The sequence below is a fragment of the Actinomyces radicidentis genome, from assembly GCF_001553565.1.
Taxonomy (GTDB): Bacteria; Actinomycetota; Actinomycetes; order Actinomycetales; family Actinomycetaceae; genus Actinomyces; species Actinomyces radicidentis.
Map to the genome: position 1 here is coordinate 1,412,771 of NZ_CP014228.1, position 25,279 is coordinate 1,438,049.

Annotated in this window: 23 protein-coding genes; 16 read left to right on the plus strand and 7 right to left on the minus strand. The window is 72.6% G+C overall.

The window, feature by feature from the left end; translation table 11 throughout:
* Nucleotides 1-25: 25 nt before the first annotated feature.
* The 4 genes from AXF14_RS05885 to AXF14_RS05900 all read right to left on the minus strand — a co-directional run bounded on the left by AXF14_RS05885 (nucleotide 26) and on the right by AXF14_RS05900 (nucleotide 5,245).
* Nucleotides 26-1,165: an App1 family protein gene (locus tag AXF14_RS05885; protein ID WP_067941622.1), complete on the minus strand. Its 1,140-nt coding sequence runs from the start codon at nucleotides 1,163-1,165 to the stop codon at nucleotides 26-28.
* 9 nt (nucleotides 1,166-1,174) lie between these two features.
* Nucleotides 1,175-2,410, minus strand: a complete 1,236-nt coding sequence (locus tag AXF14_RS05890) for a glycosyltransferase 87 family protein (protein WP_067944100.1) — start codon at nucleotides 2,408-2,410, stop codon at nucleotides 1,175-1,177.
* A 277-nt stretch (nucleotides 2,411-2,687) separates the two neighbouring features.
* Nucleotides 2,688-3,968: an MFS transporter gene (locus tag AXF14_RS05895; protein WP_067941624.1), complete on the minus strand. Its 1,281-nt coding sequence runs from the start codon at nucleotides 3,966-3,968 to the stop codon at nucleotides 2,688-2,690.
* Between the two features lie 143 nt (nucleotides 3,969-4,111).
* Nucleotides 4,112-5,245: a variant leucine-rich repeat-containing protein gene (locus AXF14_RS05900; RefSeq protein ID WP_067941626.1), complete on the minus strand. Its 1,134-nt coding sequence runs from the start codon at nucleotides 5,243-5,245 to the stop codon at nucleotides 4,112-4,114.
* Nucleotides 5,246-5,489: 244 nt separating this feature from the next.
* Here AXF14_RS05900 and AXF14_RS05905 point away from each other — a divergent pair, with 244 nt between their 5' ends.
* The 9 genes from AXF14_RS05905 (at nucleotide 5,490) to AXF14_RS05945 (ending at nucleotide 15,967) form a co-directional block, all read left to right on the plus strand.
* Complete coding sequence (locus AXF14_RS05905; protein ID WP_067941629.1) at nucleotides 5,490-6,344, plus strand: PP2C family protein-serine/threonine phosphatase; 855 nt, start codon at nucleotides 5,490-5,492, stop codon at nucleotides 6,342-6,344.
* Nucleotides 6,341-7,381 carry an FHA domain-containing protein gene (locus AXF14_RS13955; RefSeq protein ID WP_067941631.1) on the plus strand — a complete coding sequence of 347 codons (1,041 nt, stop codon included), beginning with the start codon at nucleotides 6,341-6,343 and terminating at the stop codon, nucleotides 7,379-7,381. Before AXF14_RS05905 ends, AXF14_RS13955 begins: the two co-directional genes overlap by 4 nt.
* An 88-nt stretch (nucleotides 7,382-7,469) precedes the next feature.
* Nucleotides 7,470-8,291, plus strand: a complete 822-nt coding sequence (locus tag AXF14_RS05915) for an FHA domain-containing protein (RefSeq protein WP_067941633.1) — start codon at nucleotides 7,470-7,472, stop codon at nucleotides 8,289-8,291.
* 98 nt (nucleotides 8,292-8,389) lie between these two features.
* Nucleotides 8,390-9,157, plus strand: a complete 768-nt coding sequence (locus tag AXF14_RS05920) for an LmeA family phospholipid-binding protein (RefSeq protein ID WP_067941635.1) — start codon at nucleotides 8,390-8,392, stop codon at nucleotides 9,155-9,157.
* Between the two features lie 93 nt (nucleotides 9,158-9,250).
* On the plus strand, nucleotides 9,251-11,746 hold the full coding sequence (gene hsdR / locus AXF14_RS05925; protein ID WP_084355397.1) for an EcoAI/FtnUII family type I restriction enzme subunit R: 2,496 nt from the start codon (nucleotides 9,251-9,253) through the stop codon (nucleotides 11,744-11,746).
* 75 nt (nucleotides 11,747-11,821) lie between these two features.
* Nucleotides 11,822-12,448, plus strand: a complete 627-nt coding sequence (locus tag AXF14_RS05930) for a type IV toxin-antitoxin system AbiEi family antitoxin domain-containing protein (RefSeq protein WP_067941639.1) — start codon at nucleotides 11,822-11,824, stop codon at nucleotides 12,446-12,448.
* Nucleotides 12,445-13,320, plus strand: coding sequence for a nucleotidyl transferase AbiEii/AbiGii toxin family protein (locus AXF14_RS05935; RefSeq protein WP_067941641.1), 876 nt, complete (start codon nucleotides 12,445-12,447; stop codon nucleotides 13,318-13,320). Before AXF14_RS05930 ends, AXF14_RS05935 begins: the two co-directional genes overlap by 4 nt.
* Nucleotides 13,320-14,822: a class I SAM-dependent DNA methyltransferase gene (locus tag AXF14_RS05940; protein ID WP_067941643.1), complete on the plus strand. Its 1,503-nt coding sequence runs from the start codon at nucleotides 13,320-13,322 to the stop codon at nucleotides 14,820-14,822. The genes AXF14_RS05935 and AXF14_RS05940 overlap by 1 nt, the downstream gene beginning before the upstream one ends.
* Entirely contained in the window at nucleotides 14,819-15,967 is a 1,149-nt protein-coding gene (locus AXF14_RS05945) for a restriction endonuclease subunit S (protein ID WP_067941645.1), read from the plus strand. The genes AXF14_RS05940 and AXF14_RS05945 overlap by 4 nt, the downstream gene beginning before the upstream one ends.
* On the opposite strand, the gene AXF14_RS05950 is transcribed toward AXF14_RS05945, so the two are convergent.
* Nucleotides 15,952-16,653, minus strand: coding sequence for a JAB domain-containing protein (locus tag AXF14_RS05950; RefSeq protein WP_257721781.1), 702 nt, complete (start codon nucleotides 16,651-16,653; stop codon nucleotides 15,952-15,954). The genes AXF14_RS05945 and AXF14_RS05950 overlap by 16 nt on opposite strands.
* 200 nt (nucleotides 16,654-16,853) lie before the next feature.
* On the opposite strand from AXF14_RS05950, the gene AXF14_RS05955 reads away from it, so the two are divergent.
* From AXF14_RS05955 to AXF14_RS05980, 6 genes are read left to right on the plus strand one after another with little or no spacing between them, the layout of a single operon-like run.
* Nucleotides 16,854-18,203 (plus strand): AAA family ATPase, encoded by a 1,350-nt coding sequence (locus AXF14_RS05955; RefSeq protein WP_067941650.1) that lies wholly within the window; start codon nucleotides 16,854-16,856, stop codon nucleotides 18,201-18,203.
* A gap of 26 nt (nucleotides 18,204-18,229) precedes the next feature.
* Nucleotides 18,230-19,285, plus strand: a complete 1,056-nt coding sequence (locus AXF14_RS05960) for a DUF58 domain-containing protein (protein WP_084355398.1) — start codon at nucleotides 18,230-18,232, stop codon at nucleotides 19,283-19,285.
* A 1-nt stretch (nucleotide 19,286) separates the two neighbouring features.
* On the plus strand, nucleotides 19,287-19,808 hold the full coding sequence (locus AXF14_RS05965; RefSeq protein WP_067941652.1) for an alpha-amylase: 522 nt from the start codon (nucleotides 19,287-19,289) through the stop codon (nucleotides 19,806-19,808).
* Complete coding sequence (locus tag AXF14_RS05970) at nucleotides 19,802-20,866, plus strand: VWA domain-containing protein (RefSeq protein WP_067941654.1); 1,065 nt, start codon at nucleotides 19,802-19,804, stop codon at nucleotides 20,864-20,866. Before AXF14_RS05965 ends, AXF14_RS05970 begins: the two co-directional genes overlap by 7 nt.
* On the plus strand, nucleotides 20,863-21,945 hold the full coding sequence (locus AXF14_RS05975) for a vWA domain-containing protein (RefSeq protein ID WP_067941656.1): 1,083 nt from the start codon (nucleotides 20,863-20,865) through the stop codon (nucleotides 21,943-21,945). The genes AXF14_RS05970 and AXF14_RS05975 overlap by 4 nt, the downstream gene beginning before the upstream one ends.
* Nucleotides 21,942-22,955, plus strand: coding sequence for a tetratricopeptide repeat protein (locus tag AXF14_RS05980; RefSeq protein ID WP_067941657.1), 1,014 nt, complete (start codon nucleotides 21,942-21,944; stop codon nucleotides 22,953-22,955). The genes AXF14_RS05975 and AXF14_RS05980 overlap by 4 nt, the downstream gene beginning before the upstream one ends.
* Before the next feature lie 110 nt (nucleotides 22,956-23,065).
* On the opposite strand, the gene AXF14_RS05985 is transcribed toward AXF14_RS05980, so the two are convergent.
* Complete coding sequence (locus AXF14_RS05985; protein ID WP_067941659.1) at nucleotides 23,066-23,719, minus strand: TetR/AcrR family transcriptional regulator; 654 nt, start codon at nucleotides 23,717-23,719, stop codon at nucleotides 23,066-23,068.
* A 159-nt stretch (nucleotides 23,720-23,878) separates the two neighbouring features.
* Entirely contained in the window at nucleotides 23,879-24,376 is a 498-nt protein-coding gene (locus AXF14_RS05990; protein WP_067944105.1) for a (deoxy)nucleoside triphosphate pyrophosphohydrolase, read from the minus strand.
* A 126-nt stretch (nucleotides 24,377-24,502) separates the two neighbouring features.
* On the opposite strand from AXF14_RS05990, the gene AXF14_RS05995 reads away from it, so the two are divergent.
* A complete protein-coding gene (locus AXF14_RS05995) occupies nucleotides 24,503-25,240 on the plus strand; it encodes a M50 family metallopeptidase (RefSeq protein WP_084355399.1) in 738 nt (245 codons plus the stop codon).
* Nucleotides 25,241-25,279 lie beyond the last annotated feature (39 nt).

The window sequence follows — 25,279 nt, forward strand, 5'->3', positions numbered from 1 at the left end:
TCGTGCCGTGGTGGGTCGGCCGCGCTCAGGCGGTCCCGTCCTCGGGCTCGCCGCCCTCGGTGATCCAGGACGGCAGGAGCCGCGCGAGCTCGTAGCCGTCGCGACCGACGACGACGGGCACGTCCGCCTCCGCCAGGGTGCGCGCCTCCGGACCCAGGCCCATAGGGTGCGCGATCTGCGAGCCGGCGAGCACCTGCTCGCGCTCGCTGAGCTGCCGGATCGCGACGGCCGCGACGCGGTCGGAGTGCTCGCGGACGGCCTCGGAGTAGATGAGCGGGTCGTGCTGGCCGTCGTCGCCGATGAGGAGGAACTCCAGGTCCGGCAGGTCGATCATGAGCCGGCGCAGCTCGGTGCGCTTGTGCTCGATCCCGGAGCGGAACCAGCCCGTGTTGGTCGGGCCCCAGTCCGTCATGAGCTTGGGCGCCTCGGGGAAGCCGTTCTTGCGGAAGAAGGAGCGCAGGGTCGGCACGGCGTTCCAGGCGCCCGTCGACAGGAAGATGACAGGGGCGTCCGGGTGGGCGTCGCGGACCTTCTCGAGGAGCTCGGCCATCCCGGGGACCGGCTCGCGGTTGGAGGCGTTCTTGATGAGGAGGTTCCAGGCCGCCAGGAAGATGCGGGGGACGTCGGTGACCATGGCGGTGTCGTCGATGTCCGAGACGATGCCGAGGTGGTGCCCCGGGGCGATGACGTTGACGCGGGTGGTGACCTCGCCGGCGCCGGCGGCGTCGATGGTGACGTCCTGCCAGCCGGGCTCGAGGCCGTGGTCGCGCACGACGACGTCGACGTAGCCCTGCCGGTCGGCGCGGGTGCGCACCCGGACGTCGCCGACCGTGATCGTCACCGGCAGGTAGGGGACGGGGACGTCGATGAACTGGCGCCAGCCGCGCTGGGCGTCCAGGAGCGTGTCGAGGGCGACCTCGCGGACCGCCTGAGCGGACGTCGGCAGCTCCTCGGGGATGGAGCGGAAGAGCGGGCCCTCGGCGGGGGCGTCCGGCGGGCGCATCACCATGCGGGCCAGGACCCGGGCCATGGAGCCCTTGGCGCCGGCGGAGCCGTATCCGTCGTAGGCGATGACGCGCGGGCGCCAGCCCCGGGCCTTGAGGGCCGGGATCGTCTCCCGGTACAGGCGGAGCTCGGCGGCGCGTGCGATGTCGGAGAAGGGCACGGAAGGATCCTACGGGGAGGCCTCCGGCTCGGCACCCGGACGGGGCTCCACGCGCGGGTGCTCCGCGGCCCGCCAGAGGACCGCCCCGGCGCCCAGTGCCCAGAAGGTGTACGAGGAGCCGACGACCGTCGCCCAGAAGGGCCAGTCCTGCTCGACGTGGTTCTGCTCCGGGAACCACCACTGCATGGCCAGGCCGAAGACGGCGAGCCCGGCCGCCGCCGCCGTGACGAGGCCGGGGGAGCGCCAGCGCAGGCCGGCGGCCGTGAGCGCCATGAGAGCGGGCAGGCACCACACCCAGTGGTGGGACCACGAGATGGGGGAAACGAGGAGGCCCGTCACCATGGTGACGGCGACCTGCACGGCGAGGACGGTGCCGTCGCCGACGGCGACGTCGTCGGAACGGTCGTCGTCCGCTGCCGGGCGCAGCGCGTCAAGCCGCCGCAGCAGCAGCCACGCGCCCCCGAGCACCGCCAGGACGAGCACCCCCCACACGGGCGTCCAGAGGCTCTCCGGCAGCCAGCGCGCCACGAGGCCCTTGAGGTTCTGGTTGCCCGAGTAGTCGGAGAACCCGGCGCGGCTGGGGTCCCACATCGCCGAGAGGAAGAACTGGGAGGACTCGCTCGGGGAGAGGACCCAGCACAGGGCCGTCACGCCGAGGGCCGTGCCGACCATCGTCGCGGCCGCGCGCCACTCGCGGCGGGCGAGGAGGACGAGGACGGCGATCGCGGGGGTGAGCTTGAAGGCCGCCGCGAGGCCCGAGAGGACCCCGCGCCAGCGCGAGCGCTGAGGCACGGCGAGGAGGTCGAGGGCCACGGCCAGCATGAGGACCGCGTTGACCTGCCCGTACTCCATCGTCTTGTAGACCGGCTCGAGGACGACGGCGCCGAGCAGCCCCAGCCAGGGCGCGGCGCCCCACGCGAGCCGCGAGGAGGCGCCCAGCGCCCGGGCCGTCGCCCAGCCGGTGACGGCGACGCACAACGGGGTGAGGAGGACGAGGAGGACCTGGGCGGCGCGGTCCGAGCCGAGCGTCAGCGGCGTCATCGCCCAGGCCGCGAAGGGCGGGTAGGTGAAGGGCCACAGGTGCTGAGCCGGGTTCGCGTACCAGTCGTAGAGGCTGCCGCCCTCGTGCCACTGCGCGACCGCGTGGTAGTAGATCCAGGCGTCCAGCTTGAAGGAGGCGGTGCCGTCCTTGCCCCACAAGGAGGGGTAGGCGGAGACGAGGAGCCCGACCCACCCGAGCAGCATCGCCGCCGGCGAAGCGAGGGCGTCGGTGACGGTGCGCTTGAGCTGGTCGATCTGCTCCACGAGCCGGGATTCTAGGGCCGGGCGGTCGACCGGCCCCGGGGCGTCCGCCTGCTGCGGCGCGGTGCCGAGCCCGGATGCCGCCCCGATGGCGCTCGGACCGAGCCTGGACCGCCGCCGAGCAGGGCGCCGGCTTCGCTGCCGCCCCGATGGCGCTCGGACCGAGCCCGGACGGAGCCCGGACGGCACCCGCACGGGGCGGGACGACGCCGGGTACCGCTCAGGCGGCGTCGATGCTGCGGTGCGGCTTGGCGCGCTGGATGACTCGCAGGCCCCCGAGCAGCCCGACGACGCTGAGCCAGCCGCAGGCCGCGACGAGCAGGTAGCCGCCGTGCGAGCCGCCGGCGTCGACGGCGTGACCGGCGAGGACCGAGCCGAGCGAGACGCCGACGTTCATCGAGGTCGACAGCCACGCGAGCCCCTCGGTGAGCTGGCTCGGCGCGACGACCGCCTGGACGATGTTGTTGCCGGTCGTGACCGTCGGCGCGATCGACATGCCCGTGAGGACCATGAGGACCGACAGGACGACGAGGTTCGGCGCGAACATGAAGGTCGAGGCGCCGACGGCGAGGACGACCGTGCCCAGGGCGATCTGCTTCCACATGGGCCAGGACCACGTGCGCGAGCCGTAGACGAGCGCCGCCGTGAGCGAGCCGACTCCCCAGGCCGCCAGGATGACGCCGGAGGCCGACTTCCGCCCGGCCTCGGTGGCGAAGGCGACGACGGCGACGTCGTTCGCGCCGAACATGGCCCCGGAGGCCAGGAAGATGGCGATGACGGCGATGACGGCGCCGTTGCGCACCACCGGCGTCAGGGGCGCGGCGGCCAGGGCGATGAGGTCGCCCTCGCGGCCCGGCGCACCCTCGGCGAGGCGCTTGCGGCGCCGGCTCGGCCGCGGGTGGGGCGCGGGCTCGGTGGAGCGCTGCGCGAGGAACCACAGGGACCCGACGGTCTGCAGGGTGATGGCGGCGATCCAGCCGCTCGTCACGGGCAGGGCCGGGGTCGTGCACAGGGCGGTGGTGAGGACCGGGCCGATGATGAAGGCGACCTCGTCGAAGGCGGCCTCGAGGGAGAAGGCCGTGTGGATCTCCTCCGGCTTGGACAGGACGATCGTCCAGCGAGAGCGGACGAGCGAGCCCATGGAGCCGGCGAGCCCTCCGCCCAGGGCCGTGAGGACGATGAGGAGCCACAGGGGCGCGTGCTGCGTCGTCGCGATGACGAGTGCGACCTCCGCGGCGATGGACCCGAGGACCGCGGGCAGCATGACGCGGGACTGGCCGTGGACGTCGACGAGGCGGGCGAGGACCGGGGCGCCGACCGCGGCGGCGACGATGTTGGCGGCGGAGACGGTGCCGGCCGCGGAGTAGTTCCCGTACAGGCCCTGGATGGCGAGGATCGTCGAGATGCCGAACATGGACATCGGGAAGCGCGCGATGAGCCCGGCGATCGAGAAGCTCGCCGCGCCGGGCTTGGACAGGATGCGTCCGTAGGTCGAGGCCATCGGGTGGTCCGGGTCCTTACTGGAGTCTGGTCTGGGAGTGGTCTCCGGCGCCGCGACCGGGGTGCGGTCGCGGCGCCGGGCCGTGGGATGCGTGGTGGGGTGCTGGTGGCTGCGCGGGGCCGGGAGCCCCGCGCCGGGCCGCCTCAGCGGCTGGTGGCGCTGGCCTCGGTGCGCGAGAGCGTGAAGCCCTTGCCGGAGACCTGGCTCCAGCACTCGATGCCGGACTCCGAGGAGGTGCAGGCGAAGGAGCCGTTCTTGGCGCTCGCCCCGTAGCTGAGGGTCGCGCCGGAGGTCGAGTACCCGCTGTCGCAGTTCCCGGAGGCCCCGGAGTCCTTCCCGACGGAGACGGTGAAGGGCTTGTCCGCGCTGTCGTCGCAGGAGCCGTCGGTCGGGACGAAGGAGTGCTCGTCGATGGAGCAGGACACGGAGTCCTGGCCGAGGTTGCAGGTGATGTTGCCGCTGGGGGCGGTGAAGGAGCTCATCGTGTCGGCGTCGTTGGGCGCCGGGTACTTGATGGCGTCGCTCGCGGTGGCCGACGGCGTCGGGCTGGCGGACTCGGGCGCCGAGCTGCTCGCCTCCGCCATCGGCACGGAGGCCGCCGGGCCGGCCTGCGTGGAGACGGTGCCGTGCGTCGCAGACGAGGCGGGCTCGGAGCCGCCGTGGTTGGAGGACAGGAACCAGACGACGAGCGCGACGACGGCGACGACCGCGATCGCGCCGAGGACCCACAGCCACGTGCTGGAGCGGTGCTCCTCGTCGTGCTCGGGGGTGCCGACGCCGAAGAGGGTCTCCTCGGAGGCGGGCTGGGCCGGCTGCTGCGCGGTCTGGTACTGGGGCCGGGCCTCCTGCTGGTACTGCGGCTGGGGCTGCTGGGCGTACTGCTGCTGGTACGAGGGCTGCGCCGGCTGCTGGTACTGCGTCTGCTGGTACTGGGGCTGCACCGCCGCGCCGGCGGCGGGCATGGCGGCGGTGGCCGCGGGGTCGACCGGCGGGAGCCCGCCGGGGAAGGCCTGGGTCGCCTGCGGGTCGCGGCCGCGCAGGCGGTGCGCCGTCTCCATGGCGGCGTCGGTGCCGCTCTCGGTCCGCGAGGCCAGGACGGCGTTGACGTCGGCGTCGCCGAGTGAGCCGAGCCAGTCGAGCAGCGCCGGGTACGTGCGCGGGTTCGCGGCGATGAACGGGCGCAGGCCCGGGTAGTTCTGAGCGAGCTCGTGCAGGGTCGACAGCTCGGCGTTCGGGTCCGTCGCGCGTGCGACGAGCTCATCCTGGGCCTGAGACATGGACGTCCTTCGGGGTCTGCGAGGCGCGCACGGCGTCAGGGGCGCGGCCCTCCGAGGCCCTGGCCGCGGTACGGGGTGCGCCCCGCCGAGCGCTGTCCTCGACGGGTACCGGTCCCCATGAGGGTACCCGAGGGGTGGCGCCGCCGACCCCGGCCGGTATCTTGGGGATCGCTGAGCGACGGCGGGGCCGCGTCGTCGCCGCCCGCACCCGCGACCCGCCGCCGGCCCGAGAGGAGGAGGCCCCATGACGGAGACTGCGTCCGACCCGTCGACCGGCGCGACCGCGGGCGCGGCCGCTCCCGCCCCGGCCGCCCTCGAGCGCGCGGGTCTCGCCCCCGTCGCCGGGGCCGCGACCGACGTCGGCCGCCTCCGCCCCGTCAACGAGGACGGCTACCTCGCCCTGGCCCCCGCCTTCCTCGTCGTCGACGGGATGGGCGGGCACGTCTCGGGCCGGGCCGCCACCCGCGCCGCCCTCGGCGAGCTGCGCGCCCTGGCCGGGACCGCCGTCACCAGCGAGGCGCAGGTCGTCGACGCCGTGACCGCCGCCGCCCGCGCCGTCGACGCGATCCCCTCCGAGGCCCTCAACCCGCCCGGCTGCACCGTCGCCGGCGTCGTCCTGGCCGAGCTCGACGGCGAGCCCGCCTGGATCGTCCTCAACATCGGCGACTCCCGCGCCTACCTCCTGCGCGACGACGTCCTGCGCCAGGTCACGGTCGACCACTCCCAGGTCCAGGAGCTCATCGACGCCGGCCGCCTCACCGAGGCCGAGGGGCGCCTCAGCCCCCGTCGCCACGTCATCACCCGCGCCCTGGGCGGCGGCACCGACGACTCCGGCGTCCCCGCGCTCCACCGCCTCGACGCCCGCCCCGGCGACCGCTTCCTCGTCTGCTCCGACGGCGTCTCCGACGAGCTCGACGACGAGGCCCTCGCCACCGTCCTGGGCGCGGGCCTCGGCGCCCAGCGCACCGCCGAGCTCGTCGTGGCCGCTGCGCTCGAGGCCGGCGGTCACGACAACACGACCGCCCTCGTCGTCGACGGCGCCCCCTCTCGGCCGGTCGTCCGCGCGAGCGACCCGCACGCCGAGGAGCCCCGGGCGTGAGCGCGCGCGAGGTCGTCGGACGGCTCGGCACGGCCCTCCTCACGGAGGAGGCCACCGAGGACGACGCCGCGCGCGTCCTCGTCGCCCTCGGCGGCCCCGTCCCCGGGCCGGCGGACCCGTCGGCGACCCCGGACGCCGCGACTCCGGACGCCACGGGCCCGGACGCCGCAGCGGCCGGGGGAGTCCCGGCCGCCGGGGCCCCCGCCGTGACGCTCGGCGCGGGCTCCACGGACCTCGCCCCCACCGGCGTCTGGGTCGACCCCGACGAGCTCGCCCGCGCCGCCTCCCCAGCCGGTGTCACCGGTGAGCGCGAGGAGGGCGAGGGCCGCTCCGCGCCCGCGCCCGCGCCGGCCGCCGCCACCGCCGACGAGACGGACCTCGAGCTCACCGAGGCCGCCGCCGAGGCCGCCGTCCTGCACGCCGAGGCCAGGCGCTACCCCGAGCCCGAGCCCGGCTCCGGCCGACGGCGCCGCCGCCCCGGAGCCGACCCGCTCCTGCCGCGCACCGGCGCCACCGCCACCGCCTCCTCCTCCGCCTCGGCCGCCTCCGCGGCCACCGGCGGCTACGGGACCTCCGGCGGCCCCCGCGCCACCGCCGTCCCGCGGGACCCCGAGGAGCTCGCGGCCCGCCTCGTCGGCGCCACCGAGACCGTCGAGGGGACGGTCCAGCAGCCCGCCGCCCGCCCCGTCGTCGCCGTCCTCCTCGTGTCCACCGGGGAGACCATCGAGGTCCGCGGCGACGTCGTCGTCGGACGGGCCCCGCAGCCCCTCCCGGGGATCCCGCCGCAGCGCACCGCCGCCACCCGCCTCGTGGCCGTGCCGAGTCCCACCCACATGGTCTCCCGCTCCCACCTGGCCCTCACGACCACCGGAGCGAACGTCCTCGCCCAGGACCTCGGCTCCTCCAACGGCACGGTCCTCGTCCGCGACGGCATCTCGCCGGTGCTGCTCGCCACCGCCCTGCCGACGCCGCTCCTCGTGGGAGACTTGCTGGACGTGGGTGACGGCGTGACGCTGCGCGTCGCCCCACCGCGCTAGCCCCGTCCCGCCCGGCGCCCGGCGCGCCCGCCGGAACCGACCGGCCCAGCACCGCAGACCGTCCGAGACACGACCCGAGGGAGACGCGATGAGCGACCTGACCTGGACCGACCTGCCCGAGGTGGACCCCGCCGAGCCCGATCAGCTGGTCCTCGACTTCTCCGGCGAGGTCCACCGCGTCCCCGCCGACGAGACCTTCGTCATCGGCCGCGGCGGCGACCTCGACATCGACGACAACCCCTACCTCCACCGCCGCTTCCTCGTCCTCAGCCACGACGCCGACCTGTGGTGGATCACGAACGAGGGCTCCCGCCTGTCCGCGGTGCTCACCGACGGCGACGGGCTCGTCCAGTCCCGCCTCGCCCCCGGCGCCCGTATGCCGCTCGTCTTCCCGCGCGTCATCCTCACCTTCTCCGCCGGCCCCACCACCTACGAGATCGACCTCATCACCGCCGGCGAGGACCGCTTCACCGGCATCGAGGGCGCCCGCGAGTCCACCGGCCGCACCACCATCGGCGTCACCCCGATGACTCGGTCCCAGCTCCTCCTCGTCCTCGCCCTGTGCGAGCCCGTCCTCAAGCGCGCCGGCACCGGCGCCGCCGAGATCCCCTCCTCCGCCTCCGCCGCCGCCCGCCTGGGCTGGCCGCTCACCAAGTTCAACCGCAAGCTCGACAACGTCTGCGAGAAGCTCGACCGCGTCGGCGTGCGCGGCCTGCGCGGCGGGCGCGCCGAGGGCGCCGCCTCCAACCGCCGCACCGCCCTCGTCGAGCACGCCGTCTCCACCCTCATGGTGACCGCCGAGGACCTGCCCATGCTCGACGAGGAGTACGCCGCCAACCAGGCCGCGAAGCAGGAGTCGACCGTCCCCGTCGACGGCGCAACCGGCGAGATGCCGGCCGTCGAGGCGTGAGCGCCGCAGACCGCTCCGCGCGCCGGGGCGCCGTCGCGCGACCGGGGCGGAGGGCCGGCCGCCGGGTCGCGGGGACGCCGAGACGGCGGGGCCGCCCGATGCGGCGAGGCCGCCGGGCGCTGTCCCTCCTCCTCGTCCTCGTGCTCCTCGCCGCGGCCTGCGTCGTCGGCGAGCTCTACGCGCGCTCGCGGGTGGCCGCGACGGTCCGCGACGCCGTGCCCGGTCTCAGCGCCGACGCCTCCGTCACGACGCAGGGGCTCGTCCTGCCGCAGCTGCTCGGCGGCGAGCTGGACTCCCTCGACGTCGACGCCTCCTCCCTCGAGCTCGACTCGAGCACCACGGGCGGCTCCTCCGCGAGCGACGGGACCGGAGCCGTCACCACCCTCGAGCTCTCCGACGTCGACGCCTCCCTCACCGGCCTCGGCGTCCGCGCGCCCCACCGGGCGGGCGCGCTCGCCGCGACCGGCACCGTCTCCTGGGACTCCCTCGCAGCCCTCGTCGCCGCCCAGGTCCCCGACCTGCCCGCCCTCAGCCTCGCCCGCGCCGGCAGCACCGACGACCTCACCGCCTCGGCCACGGTCCTCGGCGTCGACGTCGCCCTCACCCTCGCCCCCTCCGCCAGCGACGCCGGCGGGATCGACCTCGAGGTCACCGGCGCGAGCCTCGCCGGGCAGGAGGTGGACCTCGTCGGCGAGGTCGGCGGACGGACCCTCGCCTCCTGGCTCGGCCTGTCCTCGACGACCATCTCCGTGCCCGCCGACGCCCTCCCGGACGGCCTCACCGTCTCCCGGGCCGCCGTCGCCGATGACGGGCTGCGGCTCACCCTCGCCGCGCAGGACCTCGCCCTCGACTCCCTCGGCTCCTGACTGCGTGTCCTGGACAGTAGCGTGGGTTCTGTCAGGAAGGGCGGCTGTAGAGATTCCGGCTGATGACCGCTGCTTCCGGGTACGCTCAAGAGCATGAGATCTGGACCACGTGAGGACGACACCTGCCGTGAGCTCGTGCTGCCGGCGCTGGAGTCTTCAGGTTGGGAGATCGACCCGGGCAATCCCAAGGCGATGGTCCGCGAGCAGTACTACCTTCGAGCGGCGACCGCCGCGGGTGCTGCTCGCGGAGTGCTCGACGCCAGGAAGGGGTTCGTCGACTACGTCCTCATGGCGGCGCCGACAGTCCCTGGCGCAGTCGTCGAGGCGAAGCGGGAGTGGGCGAAGCCTGCAGCCGGCCTCGAGCAGGCGGTCGAGTATGCCAGCAGGCTGGACCTGCCACTGGCCTACTCGACGAACGGCGTCGGCATCGTGGAGCATGATCTCCGCACAGGGACCGTCCGTGAGGTCTCGTCGTTCCCGGCTCCCGTCGAGGTCTCGCTCGCCTATCGCGAGCACGCGGGTATCGACGACGACGCCCTCGTGTTGCTCGGGCAGTCCTTCAATCGCGAGAAGCACGGCGCGGACGGGAGCATCCACGAGCCCCGGTGGTACCAGGTCGAGGCCGTGCACCGCGTCCTGCGCGCGGTTGCCCAGGGGCGCACTCGCATCCTCCTGCTCATGGCGACGGGGACCGGCAAGACCTTCACCGCGATGCAGCTGGTCGCCAAGCTCCGGGCCTACCACGATGCACGCCGAGAGTCGTTCCGAGTCCTCTACCTGGCCGACCTCGATGCTCTCCTCTCGCAGCCCATCGACAAGCAGTTCCGACCGGCCTTCGGCTCTCAGCCCGTCGCCAGGGTCAAGGGCGGGGCTCTCACTCTGGCGAAGGACATCTACTTCGCCAGCTACCAGGCGCTGACGACGGGGTCGGAGGACGAGGGGGCGGAGGTCGTCGAGTCCGACGACGTCACTCGGCTCCACGACTTCGCCCCTGACTTCTTCGACATGGTGATCGTCGACGAGTGCCACCGGGGCTCCGCCGCGGAGACGTCTCGCTGGCGCAGCATCCTCGATCGGTTCTCGTCCGCAGTTCAGGTGGGCCTGACGGCGACGCCCGTCCAGGCGGATGACCGCGACTCCTACGAGTACTTCGGGGAGCCGGTCTTCACGTACTCGCTCCGCCAGGGGATCGAGGACGGCTACCTCGCCCCGTACTCCGTGAGGAAGGTGCTACTGACCCCCGACGTCGAGGGAGTCGAGGTGGAGGCCGGGGACCTGGATGAGGCCGGCCTCGCGATCCCCGAGGGGACATACACCACCCGTGACTTCGAGCGGACCCTGTCCACGCCCGAGCGCACCGCGCTCATGGCGAAGCACCTCATGGGGGTGCTTGAAAAGGACCTCACCGCGAGGACCGTGGTCTTCTGTCGCAGCATCGATCACGCGCTCGACGTCCAGATAGCCCTGCAGAACCTATACGCGGAGCGCGTCGATCCCGGGGCCCGTGACGAGCAGTGGTCCGTCAGGATCGTCGGTGCTGAACGGAACAAGCAGAGTCTTCTCGACCGCTTCTGCGACCCGACGACGACCAGCCCGGTCGTGGCCACGACGTCGCGACTTCTCTCCACAGGGGTCGACATCGAGGACCTGCGATACGTCGTGCTCTTCCGGCCCGTCGGCTCAGACATCGAGTTCAAGCAGATCGTGGGGCGCGGGACTCGCCTGTACCCCGACAAGGGGAAGACATCCTTCGAGGTCATCGACTACGTCGGCGCCTCCGCCCACTTCAACGACCCCGACTTCGACGGCTTCGTTCCCGTCCGCACGGTGGTCGCCGATCCCGAGACCGGAGACGAGACGCCCATCGGCGGCGGTGATGACACGTCAGGCCCGCGTGTTGCGGAGCCGGACGAGGGCTTCGACGAAGGAGGCTCAGGAGATCTCTCGGGCGTGCCCGAGTACGAGAACGGGCGCGGGGAGGCTGCAGCAGGTCCTGATGCATCGGCGGGGGAGCAGCCACGGATGCCGGTGCTGCCTGTGCGGGGAGACATGGCGGTCCTCTCGGACGCGCGTTTTGCCGTCGACACCTCGACGGGGCGCCTGGTCCTCACGGAGATGGAGGCCTACGCCGGCGAGAGAGTCCGCCGGTTGGTCCCTGACATGAAGGTGCTTGCTCGACGTTGGGCTCGTCGGCAGAGCAGGGACGAGCTGCTCGCCGATCTCCGGGCCCAGCACGTCGACCTCGATGCCGTTCGCGAGCGTTTTCCCGACGGGACGGATGATCTGGACGTGCTGCTCCAGCTCGCCTGGAACGTCGAGACGCCGACGCGCTCGGAGCGGGTGCGCCGCGTGAGGGAGCAGCGCAGTGAGGAGCTCCAGGCCATGGCGGAGGGGGCTCGGCGCGTGCTGGAGGGACTCCTGGATCGATACGTCGACTACGGGCTCGATGACATCACCTCGCCTCAGGTGCTGACGATGGAGCCGCTGTCACACATCGGATCCGCCGTCGAGATCGCCCGGTCCTTCGGTGGCGCGGAGCAGTGGCACGCCGCGGAGGAACGCCTCGTGGAGTGGCTCTACTCAGCTTGACCTTTAGTTTCATGTGGATGGAAGGTGCACAGAACTCAAGGTTAAGATGAGGTGGCCCTCTGGTAGGATCGCCTCATGACAGCCCGGAATGACCTGCGTCGTGCGCTCGACGCGATCGCGTTCCGGCAGCGCGGCTACTTCACCGCAGCCCAGGCTCGCGACGTCGGGTACTCCTACCAGGCGCAGAAGCATCACGCGGACCGTGGTAACTGGACGCGCGTCGAGCGGGGCCTCTTCAGACTCCCTGGCTGGCCGGTGGCCGAGGGGGATGAGTACGTGCGCGCCTGCCTCGCACTCGGAGAAGCGGCTGCGATCTCGCACGAGTCCGCCTTGGCCGTCCACGGACTCTCGGACCTCATACCGTCACGCATCGACGTGACGGTACCCGGTGGGCGTCGCCGAGCTGACGGGGCACTTCGCCTGCACGTCGGGCTGCTCCCACAGGGTGATCGGGAGGAGCGGGACGGATGGCGCGTAACCACACCCGAGAGGTCGTTGGCGGACGTTGCGGCGTCGTCGACGTCTCAGGAGCATCTCGACGCCGCTGTTGCGGAAGCTCTTGAGCGCGGCCTCGTGACTGTCCGGCGCCTTCGGCGACGAGCGGCCAACCAATCGGACCGGGCGGCGCTGCGTCTGGAGCGCGCCGTGACGGCGGCGGTCGAGCGCTCCGAGGGTGCCGGACCGGGAGGGCTGGAGTCATGAGCGGAAGCGCCTACAAGAACTCGGTGACCCAGCGGCTCGCCCAACGTGCCCGGGTGCTTGGGCTCGACCCGAACGTCCTGCTGAAGCGCTTCGCCTTCCAGCGGATCCTGGCGCGCCTCGCGCTCGATGAGCGGTGGGTCCTCAAGGGCGGCTTCGTGATGGAGCTGCGCCTCGGGCTCGCCGCGCGCACCACCAAGGACTTGGATCTCGTCCTTCGTGACGAGGGAACGCGGTGGACGCCGCAGACCGTCCAGGACCTCATCGACGAGGCGCTGGACGTCGACCTCGACGACCGGATGACCTTCGAGGTGTGGGTGCCGAAGGCGATCGTCGTCGATGGTGTCGCCGGGAGGACGTGGGGCGTCTCGGTCCGGGTCCTTCTCGACGGAACGGAGCTGTGCGTCGTGAGGCTCGACGTCATGACACGCGCCGTGGACATGGGCGAGGCGCGTGACGTGCTCCGCGTCGATCCGGTGCTGCCGGGTCTGGAGGGGTGCGGCCCCGTGGCCGTGGCTGCGGTCGACCCGGCCCAGCACGCTGCTGAGAAGCTCCACGCCTGCGTCCGTACCTACGCGCACGACCGGCCCTCGTCCAGGGACAAGGACCTCGTGGACCTAGTGCTTCTCGAGGAGGCGGGGCTCGTGGAGCGGCGAGCTCTCGGCGTCGCTCTCGATCGCGTCTTCCGAGTCCGGGATGGTGAGGCGCCGCCCGCCACCCTGCCCGCGTTGCCCGCCGGCTGGCGCTCGCCCTACGAGGCGAAGGCTGAGGAGATGGAGCTGGCGGCGCGGAACTTCGACGACGCGGTCCGCGCGGTGACAGTGATGTACGAGGACGCCGTGCGCGGACTCGATGATGAGAGGAAGGACGGCTGATGGCAGCTCGCAGCAAGAAGGACATGACGACGCGGGCGCGACTCCAGTCCGTCATCAAGGAGTGCCGCGACACGATGCGGAAGGACGCCGGGCTCAACGGTGAGCTCGACCGGCTCCCGCAGCTCTCGTGGCTGTTGTTCCTGCGCGCCTTCGACGAGCTGGAGGAGGTCCGCGAGATCCAGGACGCGGGCTACCGGCGGATCATCGTGGAGCAGTACCGGTGGTCGACGTGGGCGTCGGAGCAGGGCCTCACGGGACCTCAGTTCCTCGACTTCGTCAACAACGATCTCCTGCCCTACCTCGCCGGCCTCCAGGGCACGGGCGAGCCCGGGGACCCGAGGGACACCCTCGGTCAGATCTTCTCCGAGGTCTCGAACAGGATGCTGTCCGGGTATCTCCTCAAGGAACTCGTGCTCAAGCTGGACTCGATCCACTTCACCAGCACGGACGACGTGCACACCATGGCGGTCCTGTACGAGTCCATGCTCAAGGAGATGCGGGACGCCGCCGGGGACTCGGGTGAGTTCTACACGCCGCGCCCGCTCATCCGCTTCATGGTCGAGATGACGGATCCGCGGCTCGGCGAGATCGTCATGGACCCTGCCGTGGGCACCGCGGGATTCCTCGTCGAGACCTACGAGCACCTCTTGAAGGAAGCGCGCCAGGGCTCCGCCCATGACGTGGAGCGCGTCGCGCCGAGCCTGCGCGGCACCGAGAAGAAGCCGATGCCCTTCCTCCTGGCGCAGATGAATATGCTCCTGCACCGGATCGATGACCCCCAGATCACGCGGGGAAATTCCCTGGAGCACACGATCGCGGAGATGCGCCGGCCGGCCGCCCAGGCTGATGTCATCCTCACCAACCCTCCGTTCGGCGGTGAGGAGGAGAAGTCGGTCCAGGAGAACTTCCCGACAGAGCTCCGGACCGCGGAGACCGTGTGGCTGTTCCTCCAGGCCGTCATGGCAAGGCTGCGTCCCACCGCCAACGCGCGCTGCGCGATCGTGGTGCCGAACTCCGTGCTCTTCGACCAGGGGGTCGGCGCTCGGATCAAGAAGAAGCTGATGGAGGACTTCAACCTCCACACCGTCCTGCGTCTGCCGAACGGCGTGTTCGCGCCGTACACCATCATCCCGGCCAATGTTCTCTTCTTCGAGCGCGGCGAGCAGCAGGAGGACGTGTGGTTCTACGAGCACCCCCTGCCTGAGGGGCGGAAGAACTACACCAAGACGAAGCCGTTGCTCTTCGACGAGTTCGGACCGTGCCGCCAGTGGTGGGGCGGGCGTGAGCGTACCGGTCGCGAGGAGACCTCCCAGGCCTGGACGGTCAAGGCCTCCGACATCGTGGCGACCGGCTACAACCTCGACCTGAGCAACCCGAACCGGGAGGCGGACCCGTCCCAGCGGCCCGTCAAGGAGGTGCTCGCCGAGCTCGTGGACGCCGAGCGGGAGATGCTCGGTCTGCTGGAGCAACTCCAGCGCGAGGTCGAGGAGTTCGAGCTGTGAAGGTCGACTGGGTGCCGATCGGAGCAGTCATGTCCGTGGCCAGGCGCTCCGTGACGGTCGATCCGGACGAGTCCTATGTCGAAGTCGGTGTGCGGTCGTTCGGCAAGGGGGTCTTCCTCAAGTCGCCAGTGGACGGTGCCTCCCTCGGCAATAAGAAGATCTACCGGATCGAGCCTGGTGACCTCGTGGTTTCGAACATCTTCGCCTGGGAGGGGGCAATCGGAATTGCCGGGGCCGACTGTGACGGGACGGTTGGGTCGCATCGCTTCATCACCCTTCGTCCCAACGATGGGGCTGGGGTCGTGCCGCGCTACGTCTCCCACTACCTCTTGTCGGAACAAGGGCTTGAGGCGATCCGAAGGGCCTCACCGGGCTCGGCTGGTCGTAACCGGACGCTCTCACTGAAGGCTCTTGATCGGATCGCGATCCCGCTCCCGACTCTTGCGGATCAGCGCCGCATCGCCGATCAACTGGACGCGGTCGTTGCAGCGCAGACCCGTGTCGCCGGCTCCGGCCGGAGTCTGGACTTGGTCGGTGTGACCGAGTCACTCCTGGACATGATCTGGGGGTCGTGCCCGACGATTGCGCTGTCCTCCATTCTCACGCCGAGCATGGACGTTGTCGATGTCGTCGATGATGAGGTCTATCCGATGGTCGGTGTGAAGTCCCACGGACGGGGCGCCTTCCACAGTGGATCACTCTCCGGAGGATCCACGCGGTACACAAGACTTCGGCGTCTTACGCACGGGCAGGTCATCTATCCGAAGCTGATGGCCTGGGGCGGTGCCTTTGACGTCCTCGGCCCAGAGTTCGAAGGGGACTACGTGTCACCCGAGTTCGTCACATTCGACCTCAGGTGCGACGACGTGTCACTGGCGTATCTTCGTGCTCTGCTCCAGTCGGAGCGCTGGCGACGTATCGCAGAGGACGCGTCGCGGGGGACCAATGTGAACCGGCGCAGGCTCCATCCGGACGGCTTCCTCGCTCTTGAGGTGCCGCTACCCACGTCCGATCAGGTGCTAAAGATCAACCGGGTGCTCGCGCTGGCGAGGAACAGCGATGAGGCTTCCCGGAAGGTCGTCGAGGTCGGGAGCATGTTGATCTCAACATCCCGCAACGAGGTGTTCTCTCAGCTCACCCGGTGAGGACCTCGGCGGTCAGTCGCAGGGGCGTGATCGCCGCCGGGGCTTGGTACCGCCGCCTCCCACCGTGTGCCGGCGAGCACGACGTGCCCCAGCCACCGCAGGCCCACGGTCTCGCACGCTCGCCTGACGGCACGCGAGGTCTTGACGTCCGCAGTGCTCGGCGTCGGGTCGCCTGACGGATGGTTGTGCGCCAGCGCGATCCCACCCGCGTCGCACCGCAAGGCCGTCGCCACCACCTCACGAATCGGGACCGCGCACGAACCCTGGCCTCCTGTGGCGACCGGTCGCACGGAGAGGACGCAGTTCCGCTGATCGGTGAGGACCAGCACGACGCGCTCCGCGCGCTCCCGGCGCAACCAGGGCGCCGCCACCCGAGCTACGTCGCCGGAGGACCTCAGTTGTACGCGCTCGCCCTGCCGAGCTGTGCCCGCCCGGTCGGCGAGGGCGAAGGCGGCCACAAGGCGTGTCGCCTTCGCCGGGCCGAGGCCAGGGACGCGCACGAGGTCCTCGAATCCCGCGCAACTCAGGCCACCGACGCCCTCGAACGCATCGAGAAGGGACTGGGCGAGTCCCAGGACGTTCTGACCCGTCCGTCCGGTGCCGAGATGGATGGCGACGAGCTCGGCGTCGGAGAGCGCGCTGGCACCCAAGGTCATGAGTCGCTCTCGGGGGCCGTCGCCGTGCACGGGTCCACGGTTGCACGGACACCCGTGGCCGGGGAGTGCAGTGCGTCGGGGCTGTGGAAAACCGTCTCTTGGCTGCTCCGAACGGCCGGTCCTCTGGTTCCAAGGGGCGTGATCCCCATCGCGGGCCCTGGGGTCTCACGGCCGCCTCGTATAGCCTGCCGGTGCGCCGAGCGCCAGGCCCGGTGCGCGCGAGGAGGACCATGAGCACCCAGCCCGAGCAGCCCTACGGCGTTCCCGCACGCCCCGCCGCGCCCGCGGACGGCGGGCAGGTCCCGCCCTCGATCCCGCCGTCCGGCACCGGCCGCCGCGCCCACCGCCCCGAGCAGCGCGCCGCCTTCGAGCTCGCCCCCGACGCCGGGCAGCAGCAGGCTCCGGCGGTCCCGTCCGCTCCCGCCCCGTCGTCGGCCCCCGTTCAGGCCACCGGGGGCGGCATCGCCACCGGCAACCACGCCTTGGGCCTTCCCGGCACGCCGTCGGGCGAGTCCTACCCGGCGCCCACCGGCTCCCTGCCCAGCCGCTCCGAGCTCGAGCGCGAGGCCAAGCGCAGCGCCGCCGCCGACAGCCGCGAGTCCTCCCCGGAGGCGGACCTCGAGCGCGCCGGCGAGCTCCTCTCCCGCGTCACCAAGACCTTCTCCCAGCGCGTCGTCGGCCAGCCGCAGCTGCGCGTCGCCCTCGTCTCCACCCTCGTCGCCGGCGGGCACATCCTCCTCGAGTCCGTCCCCGGCCTGGCCAAGACGACCGCCGCGCAGACCCTCGCCTCCGCGGTCTCCGGCTCCTTCCACCGCATCCAGTGCACCCCGGACCTCATGCCGAACGACATCATCGGCACCCAGGTCCTCAACTACTCCACCGGCGAGATGACCACCCAGCTCGGCCCGGTGCACGCCAACATCGTCCTCCTCGACGAGATCAACCGCTCGAGCGCCAAGACCCAGTCCGCGATGCTCGAGGCCATGCAGGAGCGCCAGACCTCCATCGGCGGTGTCGTCTACCCGCTGCCCAAGCCCTTCATGGTCCTGGCCACCCAGAACCCCATCGAGGAGGAGGGCACCTACGTCCTCCCCGAGGCCCAGATGGACCGCTTCCTCATGAAGGAGGTTCTCACCTACCCCAAGCCCGCCGAGGAGGCCGACGTCCTCGACCGCATCTCGAAGGGCACCTTCGGCAAGCCGATCACGACGCCCCCGATCTCCACCGACGACGTCCTGTGGCTCCAGGGCGCCGTCGAGCGCGTCTACGTCGACCCGGTCATCAAGCAGTACATCGTCGCCCTGGTCAACACCTCGCGCGGCGGCGGCCCCCGCCCCGTCCAGGGCCTCGAGCGGCACGTGCGCGTGGGCGCCTCACCCCGTGGCGGCATCGCCCTCATGAGGGTCGCCCAGGCGATCGCCCTCCAGGCCGGCCGCACCTACGTCACCCCGGACGACGTCGGCCTCCTGCGCCACGCCGTCCTGCGCCACCGCCTCGTCCTCACCTACGACGCCCTCGCCGACGACGTCGCGCCCGAGTCCATCATCGACGCGATCTTCGCGGCCGTCCCGACCCCGTGAGCCGGCAGCAGGCGACGAGGACGACGATGAGACGCAGGCGCGCCCGCGAGCGGGCGGAGCAGGCCGAGCGCACGGAGCGCGGTGAGCGCGCGGAGCCGACGGGCCCCGGCGGCGAGCGCCGTCGCGGCTCCCGCCTGGCGCGCGTGCGCGGGCGGCTGTCCCTGCCCACGCTCCGCCGGGCCACCGGCCTGCTCGACGGGCGCCACAAGTCGGTCCTCCTCGGCCACGGACAGGACTTCGACGACCTGTCGGCCTACCGTCCCGGCGACGACGTCACGGACATCGACTGGAAGGCCTCCGCGAGGATCGGACAACCTGTCATCAAGCGCTACCAGCGTGAGTCCAACCTCCCCCTCGTCCTCGCCGTCGACACCGGCCGCACCATGGCCGCGCAGGCCCCCTCCGGTGAGGACAAGCGCGAGCTCGCCCTCGGCGTCGCCGAGGTCCTCGCCTACCTCGCCCGCATGCGCGGTGACACCGTCGCCCTCGTCGCCGGCGACGCCGAGCGCACCGTCCACCGCCCGCCCCGCGCCGGTTCCGAGCACTCCGAGACGCTCCTCGCCCTCCTGGCCCGCCAGCTCGACGGGCTCACCGTCACCCGGGAGCGCCACGGCCACGAGACGATCGAGATCGCGCCCGGCGCCCCCGCCTCCGACCTCGGCGAGCTCCTCCACAACGTCTCCACGTGGCACCGCCGGCGCAGCCTCGTCGTCCTCATCACCGACACCTCGCACCCCGACGCCGCCACCGACCCCGCCGTCGCCGACTGGATCCGCCGCCTGTCCGCACAGCACGAGCTCGCCGTCGTCCAGATCTCCGACGACGTCCCCCTCGCCCCCGGCCGCGGCCGAGCCCGCGACATCGAGATGGACGGCGAGGTCCCCGCCTTCCTCCGTGAGGACCTCGACCTCGCAGCCCGGGCCGGCGCCGCCGAGCAGGCGCACCGCGACGCCGTCGACGCCCTCCTCGACGCCCGCCACATCGAGCACGTCGCCATCGAGTCCGACGAGGCCCTCGTCGACTCCCTCGCCTCGCTGCTCGCCCGCCAGAGGCTCGCCTCCCGACGCCGGGGGAGGCGCTGAGATGCAGCTCAACGCGCCCGTCCTCATGCCCGTGTGGATGACCGTCATCGCGATCGTCGGCGCCATCCTCGCCATCGCCTTCATCCTGCGCGCCGTCCTCGTGACCCTGCGCGACCGCTCCCGCACCATCGGGGACGTCCCCATGGCGCCCGACGAGCGCCGCCAGTGGTCCGGCAAGGTCGACGAGGCCGCCCGCCGCTACCGCGACGGCGAGACCGACCTGCGCGGCCTCCACCTCGAGCTCGCCGAGGTCCTGCGGGGCTTCGCCTCCGCGCGCTCCGGCGAGGACATCGACACCGCCACCGCCAGGGAGATCCTCGACATGGCCGACACCACCGGCCCGCGCTCCATCGAGGAGCGCCTGCGCATGGTCCGCCGCGGCGGACGCCCGCTCGACACGAACCCCCTCGGGCACGTCGGCGAGCTCCTCACCGTGTGGGAGCAGCCCTCCTTCGACCGCGACCCGAGGGCCGCCGCCGACCAGGCGATCAAGGAGGCCGGGGAGGTGGTCCACCGATGGTGATGCCCTGGCTCTTCGCCCTCCTCCTCATCCTCGTCGCGGTCGCCGTCGGCCTCGCCCTCGCCGGACGGATCGGCTACGCCCCGCTGCGGCGCCGCAGCCGCGCCGCCGACGACGGCCCGCGCCGCGTCGCCAACTCCTCCTCGCTCCTGTCCAGCCCGCTCGTGCGCGCCCGGATCCGCCGTCGTCGCCGTCTGCACGCCGCCCTCGGCGCGCTCCTCGTCGTCGCCGTCGTCGCGGCCTCCGCGCTGGCCGGCCGGCCCGTGGACCGCCACGTGCGCAACGAGGCCCTCGCCAGCCGCGACATCGTCCTGTGCCTGGACGTGTCCACCTCGATGCTCACCACCGACGCGAAGATCCTCGACACCTTCTCCGAGATGCTCGACTCCTTCGACGGCGAGCGCGTCGCCCTCGTCGCCTGGAACACGACGGCTCAGACGATGGTGCCGCTCACCGACGACTACGACCTCCTGCGCAGCCAGCTCACGAAGATCGCCGACGTCCTCGACTTCGAGCCCTACTACGGCAACCCGAAGCTCGAGCCGTACTACAAGACCTTCTCCGGCGTCTTCGACACCGACCTCGAGGCCTCCTCCCTCGTCGGCGACGGCCTGGCCTCCTGCACCGGCGCCTTCGGCGACCCGGTCAAGGACCGCTCCCGCTCCGTCCTCCTCGCCACCGACAACCAGGTCCTCGACCCCGACGGCCAGCAGATCTACAGCCTCTCCGAGGCCGCCGACCTCGCCACCGCGCGCGGCGTGCGCATGTTCTCCCTCTACGGCGCCGACCCGTCCCTCCAGGACCCCGGCACCACCCAGACCGACCTCGACCGCGCCCGCGACGAGCTCAAGGAGGTCACCACCTCCCACGACGGCCGCTTCTACCAGGTCGACGACGCCGACGCCGCCGGCGCCATCGTCGAGGAGCTCGAGAGCGATCAGGTCGCCGAGCTCACCGACGACACCCAGGTGCGCGTCTCGGACACGCCCCGGCTCGCGGCCGGCGTCCTCGCGGTCGCGCTGCTGCTCCTGCTCGGACTGGGCGCGTGGAGGCGGGCATGACACTCGAACCGCTCTTCGGCTGGGTCCTCACGGTCCTCTTCGCCCTCGCCGCCGCCGGCCTCCTGTGGTGGGCGCGTCGGGCCGCCTTCGCCCCCACCGCCGACGCCGGCGCACGCGCCTCCTGGTGGCGGCGCGTCGCCCTCGCCGCGGTCGTCCTGCTCGTCCTCGCCGGGCCGAGCGTGCCCGTCACCGAGTCCGTCGCCGTCTCCAGCCTCGAGATCTACCTCGTCGTCGACCGCACCGGCTCCATGGCCGCGGAGGACTGGGACGGGGGCAGCGGGACCCGCCTCGACGGCGTCCGCGCCGACCTCACCGCCATCAAGGACGCCCACCCCGACGCCCGCTACTCGATCATCGCCCTGGACTCGACGGCCAAGACCGAGCTGCCGCTGACGAGCGACGTCGACGCCGTCACCGCCTGGATCAACGCCCTGCGCCAGGAGACGACGGACCGCTCCGGCGGCTCCAGCCTCGAGCGCGCCCTGCCGCTGCTGGCCCAGACGCTCTCCGCCTCCCAGGAGTCCGCGCCGGAGGACGCCCGCGTCGTCTACGTCCTCTCCGACGGCGAGGCCACCGACGACGGCGCCGCCGCGACCGAGGCCGCGGAAGCGGGCGTCACCTGGAAGCAGGTCGGCGCCATGGTCGACGGCGGCTCCGTCCTCGGCTACGGCACGGACGAGGGCGGGCGCATGCGCGAGTCCGACGGCTCCGGCGCCACCGACGCCCCCTACATCCAGGACCCCACCACCGGGAAGGACGCCGTCTCCGTGCCCGACACGAAGGAGCTCAAGATGGTGGCGGACGACCTCGGCGTCTCCTACTACCAGCGCACCGGCGGCTCCGACGACGTCCCCACGAAGGACTTCACGACCCTCCACGTCGACGCTGGCCTCACCGACGGGCGCGAGCGGAAGAGCTACCGGCGCTACCTCACCTGGCCGCTCGGCCTCGTCGCCGCCGCGATCCTCGGCTGGGAGGCGATCGCCCTGGCCCGCACGGACCGGCAGCTGCGCCGCCTCGCGCGGGGTACCACCGCAGCCACGACCACCGGCCGCACGAGCGCGGGAGGCCCCCGATGAGCACCTGGAACCCGTCCGGCCCCGGCGACCCGACCGGTGACGCCCGCTTCCGCCCCGGCGGCACGAGCGAGGACGAGGCCCGCTCCTACGGCGAGTCCGTCGGCGTCGTCCCCGAGGGGGCCGGCGACGGCACCGCCGACGACACCGAGGACACCGCCGCCCGCGCCGCCCGGCTCCGCCGACGCCGTCGGCTCCTCACCTGGGGCGGTGCACCCGCCGCGGTCGTGCTGCTGGTGTGCGCCTGGCTGGGGGCCGTCAGCCTCCTCACCCTGCTCGGCAACCGCGCCGCCGTCCACGAGGACTACACGACCGCCGTGTCCCGCTACTCCGCCGTCGAGATGATCAACCCCGTGCTCGAGCAGTGGCGCGTCCACTACAACCTCGGCACCGCCCAGCTCTTCGCCAACGACCTCGACGCCGCCGCGAGCGAGCTCGAGGAGGCGCTCACGACAGCGCCCGAGGCGGACACGATCACCGCCCAGGGATCCGACGGGCACACCGTGAGCACCCTGGACCCGACGGCTCCCGAGTGCCTCGTGCGCGTCAACCTCTACGCGGCGCACCTCGGGAAGGCGGCTGCTGCTCAGGAGGACGGGGACAGCCGGACCGCCTCCGACGAGCAGGCCGCCGCGACGAAGGCCGCGGGCGACTGCAGCGTCCCGCCGCGGGACCCGTCGAGCGACCCCTCCGCCACGCCGTCGGGCACGCCGTCGTCGCCCCCGAGCCAGCAGCCGAGCCAGGACTCCAGCACGACGGCGTCGGCCGAGCCCAGCGGCTCCGCGAGCCCGACGGACGACCCGTCCTCCAGCGCCTCGGCCACGCCCAGCCAGGACCCGAGCGCGCAGGCCAGCCAGTCCGCCTCCGCCGAGCCGACGTCGAGCCCGTCCGTGAGCGAGGGGCCGACGAGCACGCCGAGCCCGGTTGACGAGAAGCAGAAGGAGCTCGACGAGCGTAACGGCGACGCCAATGACGACGGCGGCTCGTCCGTGGGCGGCACCAAGAACTGGTGAGCCCGGCCGGCCCCCCGGGCGGCGTTCGCTCCGGGCGACGCCGCGGGCGTCGTCGTCGGAGGGGTGGCCGAGGGGGAGGGCTCAGGAGACTGAGCCCTCGCCGGTGAGGCTCAGGCCTCCGCGTCCTGGGTCGCCTGCGGCGCGGTGACCGCCGGGACCGGGTGGTCCGGCGCCGTGGCGCCGACCGCGCGCAGGACGAAGAGGTCGAGGGCCGTGAGGTACTCCTCGCGCGCCGCCGCGTCCGTCGGGGTGGGGCGCCCACCCATGACGCAGGCGTGGACGAGGGGGATGACCTGGTTCAGGTCCTGCTGCGGGATCTCGCCGGCCCTCATGGCGTCGGTGAGGATCTGGGCGAGCATCTGCGCCATGAGCCCGCCGTGGGCGCGCAGTCGACCGGCCGTGCCGCGGGAGACCGAGGAGGACAGCGGTCCCGTCGTCGGGAAGTGGAACTGCCGCTTGATGAGGGCCTGCTGGCGCACGTAGACGCGGAGACGGTCGATGGGGTCCTCGGTGCCCTCGAGGGCGCGGGTGAGCTCAGCGGCGTAGCGCTCGACCTCGTCCTCCATGAAGGCGAGGAGGAGGTCCTCCTTGTCCGCGAAGTGGTTGTAGACCGCGGTGCGGCCGACGCCGGCGTGGGCGGCGACGTCGGAGAGGGTGATCCTGTCGAAGGAGCGCTGGCTCATGAGCTCGGCCAGGGCTCCGAAGAGGGCGCTGCGGGTGCGCTCGCGGTGCTCGGCCAGTGAGTTACCCATGATCTTCGGCATGGGGGAGAGCCTAGACCCGAAGGTGACGGATCGCGATGCGACGTCAGGAAATAGGGGGCCGGTGCGGTGGGGCAGACGGCCCATCCCGCCGAGAACGAGGGTTGTGCACGAAAACGAAGGAAGTTCCCTCGTTCTCGGGCACAACCCTCGTTCTCGAGGCTAGAGGGCGACGACCTCGTGGATCGCGGTGAGGATCGGCAGGTCCGCGGGTAGCCACGGCAGGTCCGCGACCTCGTCGAGCGGCACCCAGGACATGGACGAGTGCGCGGTGCCCCGGTGCGGGCCGTGCTCGGGGTCAGCGGGCTCGGCCAGCCACACGCGCATCCGGTAGCCGTGCATCGCGCGCCACGAGGCGGCGTCGTCGCCCGGGTGCGTGGACGGGTCGGCCACGTCGGCCTGCTCGGGCGTCCCGACGGCGAGCGCGGGGGAGGGACGGACCTCCTCGCCGAGACGGACCTCGAGGTCAATCTCCTCGCGGAGCTCGCGGGCGAGGGCCTCCGCGGGCGTCTCCCCGGGCTCGACCTTGCCTCCCGGGAGCTCGTACTGCCCGGCGTGCTCGGCCGGGTAGGAGCGGGCGGTGCAGAGCATCGTCGTGGGGTGCTCGAGGGAGTCGAGGACGGCCGCGGCGACGACGAGGCGTGAGGCGGGCGAGGGGATCTCGGAGCGCTCGGCGCCGGCCGGGGGAGTGGGGCCGGTGGGAGCGTCGTCGACGGGGAAGGTCATGCCCGGACCCTAGCGGAGAGCCGACGGCGGTCCACAGCATCGGCTGGCACACTGCCGGGCGTGAACACGGACTGGAACGCGCTGTGGCAGGGCGCGGTCGAGCGCACGCGCCCCGACGCCGTCGCCGACCCGCGCGCCCTGTGGCCCGCGCTGGTGCTGCTCGCCGTCGTCCTCGCCTGGCGGCCGGCGCGGCGCTGGGGCCGCACCCTCGTCACCGTCGTCCACGAGGCCGGGCACGCCGCGGTCGGCGTCCTCGTCGGGCGGCGCTTCCAGGGCTTCGTCGTCGAGCGCGACCTGTCCGGTCACGCCGTCACCGCCGGCCGCTCCCGCGGCCCGGGCCGCATCGCGACCACCTGGGCCGGCTACCCCGCGCCCGCGGTCCTCGGCGCGCTCGTCGTCGTGGCCGCGGTCCACGGCTGGGCCGGGGTCGTCCTCGTCGCCGCGCTCGCGGACGGGCTCGTCCTGCTCGCCATGTCCCGCTCCTGGCGCACCGCCGGGCTCGTCCTGCTCATCGGTGCGCTGACAGGAGCCCTGTGGTGGTGGGGCGGGCCCTGGCGCGACGGCGTCGTCGGAGGCGTCGGTCTCGCCCTGCTGCTGGGCGCCTGGGACTCCCTGCGCGACGTCGCCGCCAGCCGCGACGCCCACCAGGACCACGGCACGCTCGCCGACCTCACGCCCCTGCCCGCCGGCTTCTGGCTCCTCACCTGGTTCCTCGCCGACGCCGCCGCGACCGCCCTGGCCGTCTGGGCCGCGTGCGGGGCGTGGGCCGTGAGCGGTGCGGGGCTGCCCGGCGCCTGAGCGTCCGCGGCGAGCCTCCGCGCGGCGTGGTTGGATCGG

What these genes read in the sequence shown, in the direction of transcription:
- AXF14_RS05890 (WP_067944100.1), bottom strand. Translation starts at nt 2,410, where the DNA reads ATGCTGCTCGGGTGGGTCGGGCTCCTCGTCTCCGCCTACCCCTCCTTG.
- AXF14_RS05895 (WP_067941624.1), bottom strand. Translation starts at nt 3,968, where the DNA reads ATGGCCTCGACCTACGGACGCATCCTGTCCAAGCCCGGCGCGGCGAGC.
- AXF14_RS05900 (WP_067941626.1), bottom strand. Translation starts at nt 5,245, where the DNA reads ATGTCTCAGGCCCAGGATGAGCTCGTCGCACGCGCGACGGACCCGAAC.
- AXF14_RS05905 (WP_067941629.1), top strand. Translation starts at nt 5,490, where the DNA reads ATGACGGAGACTGCGTCCGACCCGTCGACCGGCGCGACCGCGGGCGCG.
- AXF14_RS05915 (WP_067941633.1), top strand. Translation starts at nt 7,470, where the DNA reads ATGAGCGACCTGACCTGGACCGACCTGCCCGAGGTGGACCCCGCCGAG.
- AXF14_RS05920 (WP_067941635.1), top strand. Translation starts at nt 8,390, where the DNA reads ATGCGGCGAGGCCGCCGGGCGCTGTCCCTCCTCCTCGTCCTCGTGCTC.
- hsdR (WP_084355397.1), top strand. Translation starts at nt 9,251, where the DNA reads ATGAGATCTGGACCACGTGAGGACGACACCTGCCGTGAGCTCGTGCTG.
- AXF14_RS05930 (WP_067941639.1), top strand. Translation starts at nt 11,822, where the DNA reads ATGACAGCCCGGAATGACCTGCGTCGTGCGCTCGACGCGATCGCGTTC.
- AXF14_RS05935 (WP_067941641.1), top strand. Translation starts at nt 12,445, where the DNA reads ATGAGCGGAAGCGCCTACAAGAACTCGGTGACCCAGCGGCTCGCCCAA.
- AXF14_RS05940 (WP_067941643.1), top strand. Translation starts at nt 13,320, where the DNA reads ATGGCAGCTCGCAGCAAGAAGGACATGACGACGCGGGCGCGACTCCAG.
- AXF14_RS05955 (WP_067941650.1), top strand. Translation starts at nt 16,854, where the DNA reads ATGAGCACCCAGCCCGAGCAGCCCTACGGCGTTCCCGCACGCCCCGCC.
- AXF14_RS05960 (WP_084355398.1), top strand. Translation starts at nt 18,230, where the DNA reads ATGAGACGCAGGCGCGCCCGCGAGCGGGCGGAGCAGGCCGAGCGCACG.
- AXF14_RS05965 (WP_067941652.1), top strand. Translation starts at nt 19,287, where the DNA reads ATGCAGCTCAACGCGCCCGTCCTCATGCCCGTGTGGATGACCGTCATC.
- AXF14_RS05970 (WP_067941654.1), top strand. Translation starts at nt 19,802, where the DNA reads ATGGTGATGCCCTGGCTCTTCGCCCTCCTCCTCATCCTCGTCGCGGTC.
- AXF14_RS05975 (WP_067941656.1), top strand. Translation starts at nt 20,863, where the DNA reads ATGACACTCGAACCGCTCTTCGGCTGGGTCCTCACGGTCCTCTTCGCC.
- AXF14_RS05980 (WP_067941657.1), top strand. Translation starts at nt 21,942, where the DNA reads ATGAGCACCTGGAACCCGTCCGGCCCCGGCGACCCGACCGGTGACGCC.
- AXF14_RS05985 (WP_067941659.1), bottom strand. Translation starts at nt 23,719, where the DNA reads ATGCCGAAGATCATGGGTAACTCACTGGCCGAGCACCGCGAGCGCACC.